Below are 19,132 nucleotides of genomic sequence, written 5' to 3' on the forward strand. Positions count from 1 at the left end.
CTTCTCGGCGTTCCCAAGTTTTCGGGCTCGCGATAAGCTAAAAGCTCGTAGGTGAACTTCTCAAGTGGGTAGCCTATCGAAGCGAGCGCCCCTATTATCCCCCTTCCCAGCTTGAACTTGAAAACCTCGGCCCCAACCCTTCTGGCAACTTCCTCGGCCTCTTCAATCGTAACGTGCTCCCTCAGGGCTTTAAGCGAGAACTCGCGGAGCTCTCTTGGGATATCTCCCTCAAGGAATGCAACGCCGGGGTTGGTGTTCTCGTGGGTGAAGTCGGCGAGCTGGTTTACGTAGAAGAGAACGGTGTCCTTGATTTCCGGGATAACGTCATCCTTCGCCTCGAAGCTCATCGCGACCGCTCCGTTGCCCCGGGTTTTGTAGGGGATGTTCGGGTTGAGCCTTATCAGTCTGGGCAAATCCACGGGCTCCGCTAGCCGGGAAAGCTCCCTGTAAAGGAGCGCGCCGAGGTAGGTCGTGCACATGCCGTTTGGCGAATCCGTGTCGTCGATGCCGATGTGGATGAGCATGGTAAAAGAGTGGGACGTGAGTTTAAAAATCAAACGCCACAATGGCCACCGCAAGGGATAGGAGGAAGTAAGGGACTGAGTATCTGTGGAAATCCCTCACCGAAATCCGGGCTATCCGAAGGGCTATGAGGTTAGCGATGGAGCCCGCTATAACCCCGTTTCCTCCGGCGTTTACACCAACCGCGAGGGGAAGCCAGTGCGGATTAGAGTTCAGAAAGACCACCGTCGCGGGGACGTTGCTGATTAATTGGCTTACACCCGCGGAGGTCAGGATTAAAAGCGCCCCCTCTCTGGGAAAGGACAGTCCTAAACTCTGGAGGAGGATGGAAAGCTCGTTGAAGTCCGCAAAGATAAAGGCAAACGTCAGAACCAGGGCCCAGTCAAAGCTTAGAAGGACTTCCCTTTCAAACAAGAGGAAAACAACCAGCGTGATAAGAAGGGCAAGGTAATGCTTTCCCGTTTCCCCCAGATAAACGTCTGTGATGAGGGTTAAAAGTGAAAGGAGAAACAGGTTCCTCCGGAAGGCCACTCCAGGGATTGACTCAAGGGTTAACCTTTCCTCACGCGAGATGAGAACGAAGGTCATGAGAATCCCAAGCCAGAGGAGAACGAAGGGAAGCATTCCCAGAGTAAAGGTCGTGAAGCCGAGTTTGTATCTGTGCCAGATTATTATGTTCTGAGGGTTGCCGATTGGCGTTAGGGCCGAGCCGACGTTCGCTGAGATTGCCGAGAGCGTCACAGCCTTCGCCTTATCCAGACCCGAAAGCTCAGAGAGGGCAACGACAAGTGGAATGAAAACCAGCATTGCCGTGTCGTTCATTATCACCGCCGAGGAAAAGGCTATCGTGGGGAGAAGGAGAAAAAGAAGCCTTTTTCCGGAATGGTTCGCCTTCTCAACGAGTTTTGGCGCGAGCTTTCCAAATATTCCGGACAGTTCAAGTCCCTTTGAAGTTATTATCAACGCCATTATGAGACTCAAACTTCCCCAGTCTATCAGCCCGGGGGTTCTCTTCGGGAGCGAGTTATCTATGACAGCCAGAGCTACGTAAAGCACCATAAGAAGGGTCAGGAACCACTCCCTGATTAGGAACTCCCTCAGCTTATAGGCCGTGCCTCCTCACCTCTTCCGTGAGATGGTAGTCTGGAATAAGCTCCTTTGCATCGGCTGAAACGCGGACGTGGAGGATTATAAAGCTTTTCCACGCAACGGGGACAATCCAGCAGTCCTCTGGTTCCCTGAACTCGGCCCCGTTAAGGACAACGGCTTCCTTCAGGGCTTTTTCCACACTTTCTCTGGCACCTTCGGGCGAGGGTTCGGCATGGGGAGGGGCCCCCTTGGGCGAGGGAGTGCCCGTCCGGGGGTCGTAGTGAACCCTGTCTATGGCAAAGTCAAGGTAGAGGACGGGCACATCAACGTGGTCCGGGTGGACTATGGGGTCACCGGCTCTGAAAAGTGGTAGTGCCTGCCTAACCAGCTCTATTGCTCTCTCAGCGTCCTCCGGCTTTAACACCCTGCTCTCTTTAACGGGAACCCTCCTTATGGGCGGGAACGGCGCGCTCATTTCACATCACCCCAAAGAGCAACGAGAAGTGTAAAGGCCATCAGAAGGAGTATTTCATATGTCTCCAATAAAGCCGTCGAGGGCCACCTAACAAGGACACCTACAACGGCGAGCGCAAAAAGTAAAAGGGACCCCCTCTTGACGGTGTTTCCAGAGCCAAGGCCGTATATTAGAATCCCCAAAAAGAACTGGAAGAAAAAGTATGTGGACACAAAGACGTGGGGTTTCGTTCCTTCATGGAAAACCCCTATCAGGGTCAGAAAAATTGCGGAAACACTTATGTAGGCCCCTCCAACGGTTTGGAGCCTGTTCCTCGACGTTAGGATAAGATATACGGCGAAGCCCATTATGAAAACCGACGAGACTATGAGACCCACGTTGTAAATCCAGGGCGAGTTTGCGTTTGGCCCCCCGAGGTCACTCAGTGCGTTTTTCATGAAGGAAAACCAGGGGTTTCTAGAAATACTCCATGCAACGAAGAGCCAGTAAGTTAGACCTCCCGCAAAACCTGCCCACACAAGTTTTTTCATTTTATCCCCCGGGAGAAGAATTGGAAAAGAGAACTAAAAAGGTATCTAATGGAGCACCGTTTCCGCGAGTCTCCTGACCGCATCGATGTATCCGGTGTAGTCCATCGCCTGAAGCGATGCCGGATGGAAGAACCTGTCTATTATCACCGGAGCGAAGAGGCCGAAGACCACAACGAGGACTCCGAGAATTGCGTTTACAGCCACGAAGGTCCAGATTTCCCTCCTCTCGACTTCTCTGTGCTCGTGGTGGTGTCCCTCAACGGGCTTTCCGCGCCAGAGGGTTATGAAAAGCTGGAAGTAGGCCCACGCCGCTATGGCACTCGTTATTATCACAACGGAAGCCACGAGCGGGCTGATCTGCAGGAGGGCGTTGAAGATTAGCATCTTGCTGAAGAATACGTTGAGTGGCGGAACACCGACGAGGCTCAGCGTCGCCAGTGCAAAGAGAAACGTCGTTATCGGCATCTCCCTTCCGACCCCAGCGAGCCCCTCTATATCAACGGACTTTCTGCGGTAGACGAACGCCCCGACTGTGAAGAACAGGAGCGTTTTGGCTATCGCATGGTTGACGATGTGGAAGTCTATCGCCATGAGGGCCAGTCCTGTTCCAACCCCGAGTGTCATGAAGAGGTAGCCCATGTGGAGTATCGTGGAATAAGCGATGAGCCTCTTGACGTTCTTCTGGACGAGCATCATAATCGAGCCTAGAAAGGCCGTCGCCGTTCCGAGGACGAGAAAGACCAGCGAGAGGGTTCTCCAGAAGGGAAGACCGTGGAAGAGCGTGTAGGTGTATCTGGCCAGGAGGTATATCCCCACAACCTCGACGAAGCTACTCAGTATCGCACCAACGGGAATCGGGGCTCCTGAATAGGCACTTGGGAGCCAGTAGTGGCCGGGGAAAATCGCGCTCTTGACTATTGCCATCGAGAGGGTTAGCGCAAGGAATATCGCCAGGGCGAGGGTTGGGTCGCCGAAGAGTTTCGTAGTTACCGGGAAGGAAATCCCGTGGAACTTCGCGCTCAGGTCGGCCATGTTGAGGGTCCCGAAGGAGGCGTAGATGAAGCCGAGAGCCAAGAAGTAGAGGCTCGTCGCTACCGCACCACTGATGCCGTACTTGAACGCACCTTCGATTGCTTCGCTCCTGTTGCGGTAGAAGCCGACTATCGCGTAGGCGCTCGCGCCTATGACTTCAAGCATGACGAAGGTGTTGAAGGCGTCTCCAGTCATGAAGGCACCGAGGGTTCCTGCTTCGAGGCCGAGAAGGAAGGTGTAGTAGAATTCGAGGCCATGAGTCCTTATGAACTTCGCCGAGTAAATTCCCGCCAGCAGGAAGCCGAAAGTCGCCGTCAGGACCAGGATGGCGGAGAACTTGTCCACCTCAAAGACTATTCCTATAGGGGCTATCCAGTTTCCGAAGGCGTAAACTAGTGGCTCTCTGCTTGAGTAGGCCTCGCGGAAGAGCCAGATTCCAGCAAGGAACGTGACAGTAAGCGCCAGCAGGGAGTAAGTTATCACAACGCCCCTTCTCCTGCCGGTGAGGAATGCCACAAAGGGCAGGAAGAAGGCAAATCCGAGCGGAATCACGGGAACCATTCCGACCTGCATGTTATCACCTCAGTCAAAGATTTTCCTCGCGTAGTCCTCGAAGTAGGCAACTACGTTCTCTTTCACTTCCTTCTCGTCGAGTGTTGAAACGTCAATCCAGTGGACGTAGAGCCATTTCCCGTCGTCGCTTATGTCAACAACGACCGTTCCCGGCGTGTTCGTTATCGAGTTCGCCACCAGGACCTTCCCGTAGTCGTTTTCCACCTCCAACGGGATTCTGACTATTCCCGGGTTCGCCTTGAGCGTGAAAACCCTCTTCGCAACATCTATGTGGGTTTTTGTCTCTTCAATCAGGAAGTAGCGGAGGGCAAAGAACACCGCGTAGGCCCACCTCCTGGGGGAGAAGAATTTAAGCTCATCCTTGACTATCCAGTGCCCCACTATGAAGGAAACGATAAGCGCGACTATCGAACCCGTCACGATGTCGTATTCTGTGGCCGAACCCGTGTAGAACAGATAGGTAACAAGCACGATGAAGAAAGTCGCCGGCGAAAATCTTCTCAGCGGGTTCATTCGCTCTCACCCCCCATGATTTCAGCTATGTCCCTGGCATCAACCGTTCCGTGGAGGCGGTAGAACTGGATTGCATACGTCGCGAGAAGTATGTTCATGGCCATTCCAATAACTATGGCCGTCAGGACGAGGGCCTGTGGAACGGGGTCAACGGCTCTGTTGAGGAACTCCTGAAAGGTTATGTGCTTCTCGTATATTGGGGGAAAGACGGGGAAGACGAGACGGTAGCCGATGAGGATAAAAAGCATGTTTATCGCGTCGCCCATGACGTTGAGCATGATTATCTTCTTAATCAGGTTGGAGCGCGTTGCCACGCCATAGATTCCAAGGAGTATCATGCCGAAGAGGGTCAGCGTGATATAGGCGAGAATAAGGCTAATCATCGGCCTCCCCCCTTAGAATGGTCTTGAATATCCACTCCGAGACACCGAGGACCAGGAAAACCGTCAGGAACCCAAAGGTCACCGCGGTGTATTCGCCAACGTCGAGGTTGAAGAGACCTGTCTCACCGGGTAAGAGGTTTATCTCTAGGACCTTTCCACCGTAGAGGAACACCGGAGCGAGGACCGTGGCGAGGATAAGCCCCAGCCCAAGTGCGTAGGCTGAAACCGTATGGCTGAGGTTCAGCCCCTTCCTCTCAAGGGTGAACTTGCTGAACACGGCAAAGAGGAGCAGTGAAGCGACTGCCATAGCCGAACCACCCTGGAAACCTCCACCGGGGGTTAGGTGTCCGTGGAGTGCTATCGAAGCTGAGATGGCCACTATCATCACGACAACGAGCTTCGTGGTGGCCCGTGTTATTAAGTCCATGTGTCTATGAGGTTCCCTCGCTTCAAGCTCTCTCACAAGTTTTTCCTGCTCATTCGTGAGTCTCAACACGCTGAAGGCTCCCATTATTGCCAGAAAGAACACGAAGGTCTCGAAGAGCGTATCGAAGCCACGGTAGTTCCAGACTATTGCCGTTACCACCTCGGGGCTGTGACTTGTTAAGCCCTCGTGGGCAAAGGCGTGGCTAAGGTAGAACTCACCGAGTGGCCTTAGTTCGGCTCCGCCGAGGCCAAGAACGTTTTTGACCGTTACGGCGTAGGCGATAAAGAGGAACGCCAGCAGGAACGAGATGGCAACCAGCACGTCGCGCTTCATTCTCCCACCTCGTATCTCTCGGTCTTGCTTATAGCGAGGATTACCAACGCTGTGTAGGCTCCAACCGCTATCGCGAGGTATGCAAGGACTATGTCCGGTGCGGCCAGTATGTAGAAGCCGAGGGCAAAGAAAGTGGACTGAACCGAGCTCAATGCTAGGGCCTTGAGCAGGTCGTGCTCCTTCATGGCCAGATAGCTGAAGACGAAGCCGAAGGAAACGACTATTGCAAGGATTAGGAGGTGAATCTCAATCATCTCACCAGCCTCCTGAAGGTGAACTTGGGCTCTTCCTCCTCACCGGGCAACTCCTCGTGCTCGCGGACGAGTTCAGCAACGTCTTCCCTCTTTGGCAGGTCCTCCTCAAGCTGGTCAACTACCAGCGGGGGCTTTTTGCCGACCCTTCCAAAGTAAACGGCCGAAACGAGCGAGTGCGTTCCGGTTGGAGCTATGAGGAGGATTAAAACTCCGACGGTGAAGGCTATGCCCGCCATGAATAACCTCTGGCTTCCGAGGGGGTGGTAGACGAGGGCAACGAGTCCCGCTCCAAATACGGGCAAAGCGGCACCTCCAACGGTTCCGACTGTGGCGGCGTGGGTTCTCATGTAGAAATCGTTGAAGCGAAGCAACCCTATGGCCGCTATGAGGTCGTAGATTGCCCCAAGGAGTATCGCTATTGAGCCTATGATGAAGATTACGTCCTCGAGAATCATACTTCCACCTCCCCGTAGAGGACGTACTTGGTGTAGTAGATGTCGAGCATAAAAGCCCAGAGGGCGAGGATTATGGCACCGCTGGCGAGCATTATGGACTTGAAGTAAATTCCCAGTATCACCATGAAGGCCGCCATGTCAAAGGACAGGCAGTCCACAGCCAAGATAATGTCAGCTGTTGTGGGACCTTTAATGGCCCTTATTCCGTATAGAACGAAGGCCAGAGTATAGATAACCGCCGCGAAGTAAAGGACGTTCAGGAAAACGCTTTCAACGTTCATGCAAACACCCCCAGGAGGACTATAAGGACGGCCATCGCTATGGCGAACCCACCTATGAGGGCGTTCATGTCGAGGTTTCTGCTCCTGCCCCATTCCGCAAGCTTTTGAAAGGCTTTGATTAGGGGCATGAACATTGCCTCGTCGAGGTGCCTGACCGGGTAATCGAGGGCATCGTCGTAGTCCTTAATGAGTGGAAGTTCGTGCCTCGGGACGACTTTTATTATGGGTAAAACTTGATTGATGTAAAACCTCTTGCCGAGGGAAAGGAGATAATCCGATGTGAAGCGGAGTATGTTACCCATGTTGTAGAATATGAGGAGCAACTCGCTTATGCGTTCGGTTGGCATCTTTCCAATCTTCCACCCGAGGTAGGCAGATGTGATTAACACAGCGAGGGCCACAAAGGACGAGAAAACGCCGAAGAACAGGTGCACCGGGCTCTTTGGCAACGGGTATCCAAGGATTTCTATGGCCTTAATGAGCCAGGGCAGGAGTATGAAGGGGAACACTGCAACGAGAAAGCTCACAAAGGCCACTATACCAGTAACAGTTCGTATTAGAACGGGAACTTCTTCTCTCTCAACTTCCCTCTTGCATATGAGCCTGTTTATCCTCCTCACCTGGATTATGGAGGCGAGAGGGAATACTCCGAGAAAGGCTATTGTAACAACCATGAGCCACAGGAGGACATCAACGCTACCCATAGAGGCAGTGTAAATCAGCCACTTGCTGACGAAGGCAGAGAGCGGAGGTATACCCGCCATTGAAAACACGGAGAGGGTCATCAGGAGGGCTATCACATGACCTCTCAGGAGCTTTCGCATTGAGCATATGTTTGGATCTTCGCCGTAGTGCTCTATGGCTCCAAGGCCGAAGAAGAGGGAGCTTTTATAGAGCATCTGATAAAGGACGTGAAGCAGAGCACCCAGAAGCGCTATCGTCCCGAGGAACGTCCCTTGGAGAACCAGTGAACTCCCAAGGGCAAAATAGGCTATTCCAACGTCCATAACGCTGTGGTAGGCGAACTTGCGCTTTAGCCTTATCTCCCTGAAGGAATAGAGCGTCGCGAAGGCCGTAACCGTGCCAAGAAACGCAACGGTGTAGCCAAAGGACTTCCCAGATGAGAGGACGAAGTGGGAAACCCTGAGGAGGAGGTAAACTCCCAGAGACTCCCCAATCAGGAAGACCGGGACAAAAGGACTTGGAAGGGAGCGATAGACCCTCGGAACCCAGACGTGGAACGGAAATGCCCCGCTCCTGACGAGGGAAGCGAGGAGGAAGAGCGCAAGGAGGAAGCCCGGGCTTACGGCGAGGTTTTCAAGGTTCTCTCTCAAGCCCTCAAAGGTAAGGTGGTGCAGACTGCCAACGGCCCCGTATGTTATTCCAGTAATGATGAGTAGGGGGATTATCCCGAAGACCTGGGTAAGTACCAGATAGCGCCACGTGGCCTTTCTGGAGCCCCTCGTTTCGGAGGTTAGAACCATAACCGCCGTAAAGACTGCAAAGAGCTCATAGGCGAGTGTTAGCCTTTCAATGTTATCCGTTACGAGGAAAAGGACCGCGGAGAGGAGCGCCATGTTGGTTGCCATGGCCAGGAACCTTTCGTCGCCCTTGACCTCGTAGGAGAGGAGGTACGGGGAAAGAGCAAATGTTAGGAACGCAACAACGAGGAGAAAGAGAGCTGATAGAGAATCCACCATAACACTCGTGGGGAGGAAGGGTATTATCACTCCAGAGAGCCCATTTAAGCCATCTATGGCACTCGCAAAGAGCGCGATGGAAGAGGCCAGCGTTACGTAATAGGCCCTCTTACCGACGGCCAGACCCAGGAGTGAGGCCGTGAAGAGCAGTCCAAGGGCCAGCTCGAGGACGTAGAGGCTCATGGTATCACCCCGTAAAAGGTTATCTCCTCAACGAGGGGATAGGCCAGGTAGGCTGAAACCAGGGTCAGGACTATTAAAGCCACGAGGGAAGCGGTTATGATGGGGTGCGTTGAGGCCTTCTCGACGTTTGGCCTTCCAAAGACGTTCCGGATAATCCACTTGAGGCCGACCCAGAGGAACACCACAGAATCCGTTAGAACCATCAAGATTGGAAGCCACGCGAGAGGAGAAACCCTGATCAGGCTGAGGTTTGTAATAAGCTCGGCCTTGCTGAAGGCTATTCCCATAGGAGGAAGTCCCGCCAGTCCCAGAAGTGCAACTGTCCAAGCAAGACCGTTTACAGGCAAAATCTCCCTGAGCCCGCTTATCCTCCTCAGGTCGAGCGTTCTGAGGGAGTACGTGAAGGTTCCCGCGGTTAGAAATCCAAGTCCTTTGACGAAAGCATGAGTAGTGAGCTGGAACATCGCGGCCTTAAGGCCTATATCAAACCCCGGTGCCTTGCCCGTCAGGCCCAGAACCGCATAGGTTAAACCGGAAAACATTATTCCTGCCTCAGCGACGGTCGAATAGGCCAGAAGCCTTTTCGCGTCCTTCTGGACTGGATAGTTGAGTATTGGAATCAGGAGCGTGAAGGACACCATTACCGCCATGAAATAAAAGACCCAGACGGGAAGGCTTCCTATGAACTGGAGAACCCTGGCAACGAGGTAAACACCCATCTCGACCATCGCCGCTCCGTGTAGGAAGGCACTTGCCGGCGTTGGGGCCTCCATGGCATCGGGAATCCAGGAATAAGTGGGAAACTGGGCGCTCTTGGTGTAGCCGGCTATTAGGAGGGCTATGAAGAGCCAGGGCTTTACATCGGGGGAAACCTGCGAGAGTGAGAACAGGCTTAAATCGTGGAGCTGGGTCAGGCCGATGTATATCGCCGAGTAGAAGCCTATCATTGCCCCGACGTTCGGTATTATGAAGGCCTTGAAGCCCGCCCTCCTCGCCTCTTTGGTGTTGTAATAGCTGACAACACCCCAACATGCCAGGCCCATAAGTTCGAAGAAGATGAGAAGACCGAGGAAAGTTGAGGAGTAGATGAAACCGAGGGTAGCTCCCTCAAAGAGCGTCATCCAGGCGTAGAAGAGCCCCCTGCCCTTCCCACCGGGGTGACCAACGTTTCGCTCACTCATGTATTCCACGCCGTAGAACATGAATATGAAACCTGCAACGGCCACAACCGTCCCGATTAGAACGCTCATGGGGTCGATTATTAGCCCATAGACCTCACCGAACTGGGAACTTCTAAGGTAGGTTACGTGGATTAGCTCCTCATGGTTGGTCAGATAGAGGAACGCGACCCCCAGCTGAGTTATCAGGGCGATTAACAGGGAGGCAAGCATTACTACGTCTGCTTTCCTCTCGTCGAGCTTAAAGAGGATTAGACCACCGATGAGAGGAACTGTGAAGGTCAGCGTTGCAAGAAGGCCTATCATCGTCACCCCTCCGCGCAGGCGAAAATCCATTAGGTTTGTCTAACGAACCTTTTTAAAGCTTTTCGTTCTTTCTCGAAATCCATTCCGTCAAATGCCCATTTCTGTGAAATCCGATAGGTTAGGGGTTTACTTTTTCGACCTTCTGAAAGATGCCCTCAAAGTATTCCGAGACGAGGCCAACCACTTCCCCGGAATCAAAGGGAAGGCCCTCCACAACTTCAAGCGCCTCCTTAACGTAGTCCCTGGCGGTGTTGAGTGCCGACTCAAAAACCCCGGCTTTTCTCATTCTCTCAAACAGGTCCAGAAGGTTTTCCTCGGTTGGGTTTCTGAGGGTTTTTTCCACAAGGGACGAGCCGTAACGTTCGGTGTAGAGGATTAGGGGCAACGTTGTCTTTCCGTTGAGCAAATCCTTGAAGCGGTCTTTGCCCGTTCCCGGAAAGTAGTCGAGCACGTCGTCAACTATCTGGAACGCCCTTCCGACGAGGGTTCCGGCCCTATCCAGTTCCTTCCAGAAGGGCTTTTCTAGGTAATAAGCTGGCAGGCCAAAGGAGGCCCCAAAGAGTCTGCCCGTCTTTCCGTCTATGATTCTGTAATATGTCTCAACGTCAAGGTGGACGCTTCCCCTTACGGCTTCCTGTAGGATTTCGGCCTTCACCATGTCCTCGACGACTTTAGCGAGATAATCAACCATCTCAACCCTTTTGCCCGCTATAATTCTCAGAGCCCTCACGAAGAGGAAATCACCGCTGAGAACCGCTAATTCTGGCCCCCAGCGCATGACCACAGTGGGGTTGTTCCTTCTCTTTTCGGCCAAATCTATAACGTCATCGTGAACCAGGCTGGCGGTGTGAATGAGCTCTATGGCCGAGGCAAGGTCGAGGGCGTCTTCATAGCTGAGTCCAAGTCCCTTTGAAACGGCGAGGGCTATGCGAGGTCTTATCCTCTTCCCACCGCTTCTAATAATGTACTCCCCGATTTTTTTGGCAAGTTCAACGCTCCCCTCAAGGGCCTCAATGAGCTTTTCGTCCAGGGATTCCATTGAAAACACCCCCAAGCTTCAGGCCTATCGAGATTCCCAAAACCGCGAACAGCAACGAGACGCCGGGATTGTTCCCCTCAAAGAACAGGGCAAGAGTTTCCAGCACTGCGAAGAGAACTGCATCGGTGAGCTTTCCCCTGAGGGAATACGTTCCTGCAGATACAGAATGGAAAACCGTGAAGGCCAGCGCGAAGAGGAACGCCCAGTAAGTTGGCCCCGTGAAGGAAACGGGGAGTTGCATTATAAAGTTCGTCGCCACGAAGGTCCCTATCGAGAGGAGGACGTACTGGCCAATTCCAAGGCCCAGTCCCAGTGAAAGTCCGTCTCTGCCACGGGAGAAGTAGAACTTGACCCCCTCAACGGTCAGGGCAGTTAAAACGGCCGTGAAGAGAGCCCTTGAAAGGGTTGAGTAGAACATTACTAAGGACACCAGTCCGTAGAAGGGAATAACGATGGAAAGACCGAGCGCTATTCCAGAACCTAACACTAAGTCGGGAACGGAGGGTTTTTTGAGAAGATAAAACAACCCAAGGGCTAAAAGGGCACCGAGAATCATTGCGACCATTCCGGCAGGGTTTGGCTTCGCCCTGACTCCAAGTCCGATTCCAACCAGCTCGCCGTTTTTATACGTCAGCGCAACGGGGAACGTCCCCTTTTCAGCCTTAACTTCGTATTCAAGCTTCACGAGGTTGCCTTCCCTGGTCTCGTTAACGAACTTAAAGGACAGTAGCCTTCCGTAGTTCTCGATTGTAAAATCCCTCAGCTGGGCAAATTCTCTCTCGCCGAGCTCGGATTTCAGCTTTTCGCTCAGGTATGGCTCTATGAGGGAGTAGTTACCCGTGTTTATGGCCTCAATGAACTTTCCCATAAAGGCGTTGCCCTTCTCAGTTAGTTCATCGGCAGTAACGGGTATTGAAGATAGGAGCAAGGCCAGTACAATGAAAATCACAATGGTCTTTCTCATCTCCATCCCTCACACCGCTGAGGCGAGGGCATTAATGAGCTTTTTGGCCAAGCCGTCGATCACCGGAATCCTGTAAAGCTCTCCCCTCACCATTTTCCAGGCCCCGAAAACAGCGTAAACGTACCAGAGGGCCAGAACATAGAGGGCCCATCCGAACTCCGGATAGCCCGGATACATATGCCATGCGCCCATGAAGGCTATCCAGAAGAAAAACCCCACTACACTGGAATAGGCCGCGTGGATTTTTGTAAATTCATCGGTGTCCTTCATGAGTATCAAAGGTATGCCACCCACAAAGCCAAAAACGTAGGCTATAAACGCATTGGTGAACCTCTCAAAACCCTTTACATTTCCAGTTTTGTCAACCGGCATCTTCAATCACCTCCGCAATTGCATCAATCAAAAGGGGATCGCGGTGGTTAAGCTTCACCCGGTAGTATTTCAGGCCGAGCCTGTCGGCGACCTCCTTGTATTCAATATCCAGCTCGTAGAGGGTCTCAATATTTTCAACTATGAAGCTGAGGGGGTAAACGAGAACCTCTTTAATGCCCTCCGATTTTAGCCTCTCCAAAACCTCTGAAATGCCGGGCCCGAGCCATTCACCCTTACCAAACCTGCTCTGAAAGGCTATCTCCCAGGGCAGGTCGAATGCTTTCATTACTCTCCCAGCGAGCTTCCGGTGGCTCCTCTCATAGGGGTCGCCTTCGTCTATGACCTTCTTGGGCAAACTGTGGACGCTGAGTATGAGGTAAGGCTCCTCAAAGCCACTCTCTTTCAAACCGTTCTCGATGTTCCTCTGAACCCACTGGACAAAGCTCTCCCGATTCCACCACTCCCTCACATAGGGCTTCTCGCCAAAGAGTTCCCTTATTTTGACCAGACAGCGCTCCGTTGTCGAGCTTGAGTAGACGTGGTAGAGCGGGAGGACCAAATCGAAGTCCCATTCCATCTCCTCCAAAAGCGGTCTCGAGTAGCACATGCCGAGCCTTATCTCATGCCCGGTTTTCTCGCTCACGGCCCTGGCTATCTCGCCCATGTATCTAACGAGGGGGCTCCTGCCTCCTATGGCCATATAGTGTCCCCTAACCTCCCTCGCACGGGCCTTAGCTATGCCCCTGATTATGGCCCTCGCTCCCGGAACATCGAGTCCTATATGGTGCCGTATATCATAGAGAAACCGGAATATGAAGTCCTCAATTTCATCTGGCTCCGTAGGAGCACCCATGTAGGTGAAAAGAATCCTCAACTTTTCACCTCCAAAAAGAAGAAAAAGGTCAAAGCTTACCGTTCAAAACTGCCCCGAGGTTTTTGGCCAGGGTTAGGAGGAAGCCGAGTCCCTTTTGCACATCTTCGTCGCGGAGGTAGCCCAAAGCAGCGGTCATACCGACTCTGGGGACTTCCTTCGGGTTAGTTCTTGCTAGGGCCTTGAGGAGCGCCCCAACGAGTTCCTCAATGTTGACCTGGATTTCCTCCACTTCCTCCGGCTCTATTTCCCTAACCGGTTCGAGGGCGGCGTTTCCAATGCCTGCCAGCCTAAGAACGGCCTTTTCCTCGGCTATTGTTTCGAGAAGCTTGTCGCCGTTCTCGGTCATGGCCTTGAGTATCCCAAGCGTTCCGCTCTTTTTCAGGGCAACGGCAACCTCTATTAGCTCCTTAACGGCCGAAACTTCCTCTGGGGTAAGCTTGAGTTCGCTCATCTTCACCACCTCACAGCCTCAAACTGTCCAGCCAGCCCCTGTAGAAGGAATCCTTCATCAGCCTCACGAGGGGACTCTTGAAGAGCAGGTAGCAGTGGCGCTCGTACTTGCTTCCGTTCCACTTGTACTCGCAGTTCCCTGCAAAGCCTGTATTGTAGCCGTGGCCGAGGCACATGGTCGGGGCGTACTCCGCCACGGGGAAGCCACCGTGTATCTGGTGCAGTATGCTCGTCGCGGAAACTATTGCGGCGTTATGGAGGGGAACTCCAGCGGTTAAAAGCCCGAGGGGTGGCATACTCGCCTCACTGACAACGTAGACCTCATCGTAGCCCGGATAACGGAAGTCCGGCCCCTTAACTTTTGCCCAGCGCGGGTCTTTATCGTCGGCCATGAACGACATGATATCAGGAATAGCTATCGGCGGAACCTTGATGAGAAGGTCGTAGTCAACCTCGGCGTTCTTCGTTACTACCTTATTCGGCGTTATCTCCACGTGACCGTCGTGGTGAACGAACTCCGCTCTAGCTTTCCCCATTTCCCTCTCGAAGAACTTGGACACGGTCTTGTTCAGAGCTTTTGCCGGGGCCTCCCCGGGGTGGACGACCTTTATTTCCACGTCCTCAATCCCGCGGTGTTCGAAGTAGGAGCGCAGGTTGAGGCTCATCTCGAATGGGTATATACCACAGCGATGGGGCACCTCGGGGACGTATATTACTATCTTGCCACCCTTGAATTCTGAGAGGGCTTTTCTGAGTTTAAGCGCCCCTTCGAGAGTGTAGTTATGATAGCCGTACTCGGCAAGTCCCTTATACTTGTCCCACACGTACTTAACGCCAAGACCAAGGACTAGGTAATCGTAATCGTACACCTTACCGCTCTCGGTTTTCACCTTCCTGTTGTCGAGGTCAATCTCAGTAACTTTATCCAGCTCAACCTTAAAGCCGTAAACCTTCTCGGCGTTCTTTATCGGCGCCCACGTCTCATGCCCCTCCGCGGAACCGAGGGCAACTTCCATGAAGAGGGGTGGCATGTAGTGCCTCTCGCTCGCTGTTATCATGGTTACGTCAATGTCGAGCTTTAGCCTGTCAGCTTCGGCCTTCAGATAACGAGCCGCTACCAGTCCGGCAGTTCCTCCGCCGAGAACCAAAACCTTTGTCATACCTGCACCTCCACCTTTTATATCAAACTAAGTGACGTCTTGGGGTATATAACCCTTTTGATTATCGCACCTATTCGGTTCGGAAAAAGATATGCCCGAAAGAGATATAAGACCCAAGTTCAGAATTCGAAAGGGGTGATGCCATGGCTGTACAGGCGGAAACTGGTAAAGAAGTTATCGCAGGATTAGTGGCAATAGTGCTCGCGTTTGTGTTTATTCTCGTGGCATTCATAGTGCACAACGTTGTCTGGGTAGTGCCAGGCATGATATTTGGAGTTGCCTATATGATATGGGTCTTCCATAAGCACGGAATGCCATCAACAAACAGTCCGAAAGCAAAAGGTTAACCCTTTCTTTTATGTTCTTAGCTTAAGGAAAACATTACTGAAACTCAAAGTTCCGAAAACATTATAAGTTTGTTTCCCTGTAAGTTCAGTTTGAAAGATGAACTCAGGGGTGAGTGGGTATGGACCCGATATTGCTGTCAAGGATACAGTTTGCCCTAACCGCGGGCTATCATTGGGTTTTTGTGCCCGCGAGTATAGGAATGGCCTTTATGGTATTCCTGCTCTGGACTATGGCAGCTATAACCAACGAGGAACAGTGGCATAAAGCAGCGAAGTTCTTCAGCAAGTGGCTTGGAGTGTTCTTTGTCCTTGGCGTTCCAACGGGAATCGTTATGGAGTTCGAGTTCGGCGCCAACTGGGCCAACTATTCGATGTTCGTCGGTTCAATCTTCGGCCCGCCGCTGATGCTTGAAGGTCTCTTCGCCTTCGCACTCGAGTCAACGTTTCTCGGTGTCCTGCTCTTCGGCATGGACAGGCTCCCAAGGGCCATAACGTGGATATCATCTTTCTTCGTGTTCATCGGTTCGAGCCTTTCGGGACTCTGGATTCTCATAGCCAACAGCTGGCAACAGACACCTACGGCGTATATAATTAAGGACACTCCCCTCGGCCCGAGGGCGGAGCTTACAGACTTCATGAAGGCCGTCTTTAACCCGCTTCTCGTTTCCCAGTACACTCACACCATAAACTCTGCAATACTGACCGGTGCCTACATAGTCGTTGCAGTTAGTGCCTACTACCTCCTCAAGAAGAGGCATGTTCAGGTTGCGAGAAGTGCTCTGGCACTGGGTATAATCGTCCTCGCAATAAGCTCCATAATCCAGCTTTACCCAACAGGTCACGAGGAGGGTATGGTCATAGCCAAGTACCAGCCGACTAAGTTAGCGGCCGACGAGGGTCTATTCAAAACGGAGACAGGAGCACCGATGGTGGTCTTCGGAATCGTTGACGAGAAGAACCAGCAGGTGAAGTACGCAATAGAGATTCCAAAGCTCCTCAGCTGGCTGGCCTTCGGTGACTGGAACGCTAAAGTTTTAGGATTGCACGATGCAGCAAAGTACGTCTGGTATGAACAAGTTCTAAACAACCCGAACTACGCCAACGAACAGGTCAAGAAGCAAGTTATCGACAACATAATGAAGGCCTACGGCGTTAATCCTAACGACCCGCAGGCAAACGAGAAGATGGTCAAGGTTCTTGAGGACGCGCTTCCAGTTGCCTTCATGTTCTACGCCTACCGTGTTATGGTCGGTCTGGGAACGCTCTTCATATTGATAGGCCTCGTTGGAGTTCTACTGCTCCTCCTCGGCAAGCTCTACGATGCCAGATGGTTCCTCAAGGTGCTCGTGGTTACCGTTCCGCTTCCATGGCTGGCTGGTGAGGCCGGGTGGTTTACCCATGAGGTAGGAAGAATGCCGTGGATGGTCTGGGGAATGGTAACAACGAACACAGGAATTTCACCGAACATCTCCGCAACCAGCGTTCTGATTACCCTGATAGCGTTTGTCGTGGTGTACAGCGTGCTGTTCTACATCTGGCTCCACTTCATCAAAAAGCTCATCAGGGAAGGACCGGAGCCGGTTGAAGGCGACGTCACGTCAAAGCCAACTCCGGCTGTTAGCGTTGCTGGAGGTGGTCAGTGATGGACTACGCGACCGCCTGGTTTTATTTCTCAGCTTTCCTCCTTGGGATGTACCTTGCCTTTGACGGCTTCGACCTCGGAATAGGGACGCTACTGGCCTTCATCAAGAACCAGAAGGACAGGGATGTGTTAATCAACACAATCGCACCGGTCTGGGACGGCAACGAGGTATGGTTCATCACGTGGGGCGCTGGGATATTCGCGATGTGGCCGGCCCTCTACGCGACGCTCTTCAGCACGTTCTATCTGGCGATATGGTTGCTGGCGTTCCTGTTTATATTCAGGGCGGTTGGCTTTGAGTTCAGGAACAAGAACAAGGAACTCTGGGACAAGCTGTTCGCCTTAGTAAGCGCCCTCATTCCCCTCGTCATTGGAGTAGTTGTCGGCAACCTCGTCATGGGAATCCCGATTGACGCAAAGGGCTTCCACGGCTCACTCCTGACGCTCTTCAGGCCATATCCGCTGATAGTGGGCCTCTTCGTGCTCTTCGCGGTGCTCTGGCACGGGGCCAACTGGGGAGTTTACAAGACCACCGGAAAGCTTCAGGAGGAACTCAGGGGCTATGCCTTTAAGTTCTGGCTCCTCACGGTGGTTTTCCTCCTGCTGACAGTGATTGGCATGAAAATCTGGGCACCGCCCAGGTTCGAGAGACTCATGACCCCCCTTGGCCTCGGGCTCACGCTGATAATCCTCATTGCAGGACTGCTCGACGGCTACCTTATCAAGAAGGGCGCCGAGAAACTGGCCTTCTACATCAGCTGGCTCGCCTTCCCGCTGGTGGTGTTCCTGATATACTACACCATGTATCCGTACTGGATTATATCCACCATCGACCCGAACTTCAGGCTCAGCATACAACAGCTCGCCGCGTCTCCACTGACGCTTCAGGCGGTCCTGGGCATATCGGTAATACTAGCGGTTATCATAATGGTCTACACCCTCTACGTCTACAAGATGTTCGGCGGTAAGGTCACTGAGGCGGAAGGCTACTACTGAGTTCTTTTTCCTTCTTTCGATATTCGAACTTTTTTGGGGAAAAGTTTATAATTCGATAAGGCTAAGTTCATTTTGGTAACCTAAGAGACGGTGGTCGAAATGCACCGAGGCAAATCTGGTCATTGGCCCTACGATAAAAAGCCAGTTCTGGTTTTCTGGGAAACCACCAAAGCCTGCCAGCTCAAGTGCAGGCACTGCAGGGCGGAGGCCATCCTTCAGGCCCTCCCCGGCGAGCTGACAACCGATGAGGGAAAGAAGCTTATCGATTCCCTCACCAAATTCGGGAGGCCATATCCGATTCTAATTCTAACCGGTGGAGACCCCCTCATGAGGAAGGACATCTTCGACCTCATTGACTACGCAACCGAAAAGGGCATTCGGGTCGGCCTCGCTCCGGCTGTAACACCTCTCCTCACGGAGGAGACGATTGATAAAATAGTCGAGCACGGCGTTAAGGCTGTGAGCATAAGCCTCGACAGTCCCTTCCCGGAAGTTCACGACTCCATAAGGGGCATCGAAGGGACGTGGGAGAGAACGGTCTGGGCGATAAGGGAGTTTCTCAAGCGGGACGTTGCAGTTCAGGTTAACACCGTTGTCATGCGTGAGACCCTTGAAGGCCTACCTGAGATGATCAAGCTATTGAAGGATTTGGGCGTTGGAATCTGGGAGGTCTTCTACCTCGTTCCGACCGGCAGGGGCAACTTCGAGAGCGATTTAAGGCCAGAGGAGTGGGAAGATGTAACCCACTTCCTCTACGAGGCCTCGAAGCATCTCCTCGTCAGAACAACAGAAGGGCCGATGTTCAGGAGAGTTGCCATAGTGAGAAAGGCCCTGGAGGAGAAGGGCCTCGACCCTGACGAGGTTCTGAAGCCGGGGGAGCTTTACTTCCGGCTGAAGCGCAGGCTGGTTGAGCTCCTCGGCGAGGGTGGAGAGGCAAGAGCACAGACGATGGGAACCCGCGACGGGAAGGGTATAGTATTCATCGCCTACAACGGAAACGTCTATCCAAGTGGTTTCTTACCCTACAGTGTTGGCAACGTGAGGGAGAAAAGCC

Annotated in this window: 23 protein-coding genes; 4 read left to right on the top strand and 19 right to left on the bottom strand. The window is 52.8% G+C overall.

The window, feature by feature from the left end:
- The 19 genes from MVG27_RS08215 to MVG27_RS08305 all read right to left on the bottom strand — a co-directional run.
- A partial coding sequence (locus MVG27_RS08215; protein ID WP_297556479.1) for a DUF1743 domain-containing protein occupies nucleotides 1-524 on the bottom strand: 524 nt, incomplete at its 3' end.
- A 22-nt stretch (nucleotides 525-546) separates the two neighbouring features.
- Entirely contained in the window at nucleotides 547-1,623 is a 1,077-nt protein-coding gene (locus MVG27_RS08220) for an SLC13 family permease (protein WP_297548770.1), read from the bottom strand.
- A gap of 1 nt (nucleotide 1,624) precedes the next feature.
- A complete protein-coding gene (locus tag MVG27_RS08225; protein ID WP_297548760.1) occupies nucleotides 1,625-2,086 on the bottom strand; it encodes a hypothetical protein in 462 nt (153 codons plus the stop codon).
- Complete coding sequence (locus MVG27_RS08230) at nucleotides 2,083-2,616, bottom strand: DUF998 domain-containing protein (RefSeq protein ID WP_297548763.1); 534 nt, start codon at nucleotides 2,614-2,616, stop codon at nucleotides 2,083-2,085. The genes MVG27_RS08225 and MVG27_RS08230 overlap by 4 nt, the downstream gene beginning before the upstream one ends.
- Before the next feature lie 45 nt (nucleotides 2,617-2,661).
- Complete coding sequence (locus MVG27_RS08235) at nucleotides 2,662-4,221, bottom strand: proton-conducting transporter membrane subunit (protein ID WP_297548765.1); 1,560 nt, start codon at nucleotides 4,219-4,221, stop codon at nucleotides 2,662-2,664.
- A gap of 9 nt (nucleotides 4,222-4,230) precedes the next feature.
- On the bottom strand, nucleotides 4,231-4,734 hold the full coding sequence (locus MVG27_RS08240) for a Na+/H+ antiporter subunit E (protein WP_297548767.1): 504 nt from the start codon (nucleotides 4,732-4,734) through the stop codon (nucleotides 4,231-4,233).
- The gene (locus MVG27_RS08245; RefSeq protein ID WP_297467468.1) at nucleotides 4,731-5,117 is read right to left on the bottom strand and encodes a sodium:proton antiporter; all 387 of its coding nucleotides are present in this window, start codon (nucleotides 5,115-5,117) and stop codon (nucleotides 4,731-4,733) included. The genes MVG27_RS08240 and MVG27_RS08245 overlap by 4 nt, the downstream gene beginning before the upstream one ends.
- Nucleotides 5,110-5,877 carry a Na(+)/H(+) antiporter subunit B gene (locus MVG27_RS08250; RefSeq protein ID WP_297556482.1) on the bottom strand — a complete coding sequence of 256 codons (768 nt, stop codon included), beginning with the start codon at nucleotides 5,875-5,877 and terminating at the stop codon, nucleotides 5,110-5,112. Before MVG27_RS08250 ends, MVG27_RS08245 begins: the two co-directional genes overlap by 8 nt.
- Nucleotides 5,874-6,131, bottom strand: coding sequence for a hydrogenase subunit MbhD domain-containing protein (locus tag MVG27_RS08255; protein ID WP_297065010.1), 258 nt, complete (start codon nucleotides 6,129-6,131; stop codon nucleotides 5,874-5,876). Before MVG27_RS08255 ends, MVG27_RS08250 begins: the two co-directional genes overlap by 4 nt.
- On the bottom strand, nucleotides 6,128-6,586 hold the full coding sequence (gene mnhG / locus MVG27_RS08260) for a monovalent cation/H(+) antiporter subunit G (RefSeq protein ID WP_297550295.1): 459 nt from the start codon (nucleotides 6,584-6,586) through the stop codon (nucleotides 6,128-6,130). The genes MVG27_RS08255 and mnhG overlap by 4 nt, the downstream gene beginning before the upstream one ends.
- Entirely contained in the window at nucleotides 6,583-6,867 is a 285-nt protein-coding gene (locus MVG27_RS08265) for a monovalent cation/H+ antiporter complex subunit F (RefSeq protein WP_042689947.1), read from the bottom strand. The genes mnhG and MVG27_RS08265 overlap by 4 nt, the downstream gene beginning before the upstream one ends.
- Nucleotides 6,864-8,750, bottom strand: coding sequence for a proton-conducting transporter membrane subunit (locus tag MVG27_RS08270; protein WP_297550293.1), 1,887 nt, complete (start codon nucleotides 8,748-8,750; stop codon nucleotides 6,864-6,866). The genes MVG27_RS08265 and MVG27_RS08270 overlap by 4 nt, the downstream gene beginning before the upstream one ends.
- Nucleotides 8,747-10,234 (bottom strand): hydrogenase 4 subunit D, encoded by a 1,488-nt coding sequence (locus tag MVG27_RS08275; protein WP_297550297.1) that lies wholly within the window; start codon nucleotides 10,232-10,234, stop codon nucleotides 8,747-8,749. The genes MVG27_RS08270 and MVG27_RS08275 overlap by 4 nt, the downstream gene beginning before the upstream one ends.
- Before the next feature lie 118 nt (nucleotides 10,235-10,352).
- The gene (locus tag MVG27_RS08280; RefSeq protein WP_297550291.1) at nucleotides 10,353-11,273 is read right to left on the bottom strand and encodes a polyprenyl synthetase family protein; all 921 of its coding nucleotides are present in this window, start codon (nucleotides 11,271-11,273) and stop codon (nucleotides 10,353-10,355) included.
- The gene (locus tag MVG27_RS08285) at nucleotides 11,245-12,243 is read right to left on the bottom strand and encodes a DUF3887 domain-containing protein (protein ID WP_297550289.1); all 999 of its coding nucleotides are present in this window, start codon (nucleotides 12,241-12,243) and stop codon (nucleotides 11,245-11,247) included. The genes MVG27_RS08280 and MVG27_RS08285 overlap by 29 nt, the downstream gene beginning before the upstream one ends.
- A gap of 3 nt (nucleotides 12,244-12,246) precedes the next feature.
- Complete coding sequence (locus MVG27_RS08290; RefSeq protein WP_297550287.1) at nucleotides 12,247-12,609, bottom strand: hypothetical protein; 363 nt, start codon at nucleotides 12,607-12,609, stop codon at nucleotides 12,247-12,249.
- Complete coding sequence (hemH, locus tag MVG27_RS08295; RefSeq protein ID WP_297550285.1) at nucleotides 12,599-13,483, bottom strand: ferrochelatase; 885 nt, start codon at nucleotides 13,481-13,483, stop codon at nucleotides 12,599-12,601. The genes MVG27_RS08290 and hemH overlap by 11 nt, the downstream gene beginning before the upstream one ends.
- A 28-nt stretch (nucleotides 13,484-13,511) precedes the next feature.
- A complete protein-coding gene (locus tag MVG27_RS08300; RefSeq protein ID WP_297550283.1) occupies nucleotides 13,512-13,934 on the bottom strand; it encodes a DUF1641 domain-containing protein in 423 nt (140 codons plus the stop codon).
- Nucleotides 13,935-13,944: 10 nt separating this feature from the next.
- Nucleotides 13,945-15,093 carry an FAD-dependent oxidoreductase gene (locus MVG27_RS08305; protein WP_297556484.1) on the bottom strand — a complete coding sequence of 383 codons (1,149 nt, stop codon included), beginning with the start codon at nucleotides 15,091-15,093 and terminating at the stop codon, nucleotides 13,945-13,947.
- 143 nt (nucleotides 15,094-15,236) lie between these two features.
- Between MVG27_RS08305 and MVG27_RS08310 the strand changes: the two genes are divergently transcribed.
- The 4 genes from MVG27_RS08310 to MVG27_RS08325 all read left to right on the top strand — a co-directional run.
- Nucleotides 15,237-15,440, top strand: a complete 204-nt coding sequence (locus MVG27_RS08310; RefSeq protein WP_297548774.1) for a hypothetical protein — start codon at nucleotides 15,237-15,239, stop codon at nucleotides 15,438-15,440.
- A gap of 119 nt (nucleotides 15,441-15,559) precedes the next feature.
- A complete protein-coding gene (locus MVG27_RS08315) occupies nucleotides 15,560-17,083 on the top strand; it encodes a cytochrome ubiquinol oxidase subunit I (protein ID WP_297548776.1) in 1,524 nt (507 codons plus the stop codon).
- The gene (gene cydB / locus MVG27_RS08320) at nucleotides 17,083-18,078 is read left to right on the top strand and encodes a cytochrome d ubiquinol oxidase subunit II (RefSeq protein WP_297548778.1); all 996 of its coding nucleotides are present in this window, start codon (nucleotides 17,083-17,085) and stop codon (nucleotides 18,076-18,078) included. The genes MVG27_RS08315 and cydB overlap by 1 nt, the downstream gene beginning before the upstream one ends.
- Nucleotides 18,079-18,177: 99 nt before the next feature.
- A partial coding sequence (locus tag MVG27_RS08325; RefSeq protein ID WP_297556487.1) for a TIGR04053 family radical SAM/SPASM domain-containing protein occupies nucleotides 18,178-19,132 on the top strand: 955 nt, incomplete at its 3' end.

The organism is Thermococcus sp. (assembly GCF_027011145.1).
Taxonomy (GTDB): domain Archaea; phylum Methanobacteriota_B; class Thermococci; order Thermococcales; family Thermococcaceae; genus Thermococcus.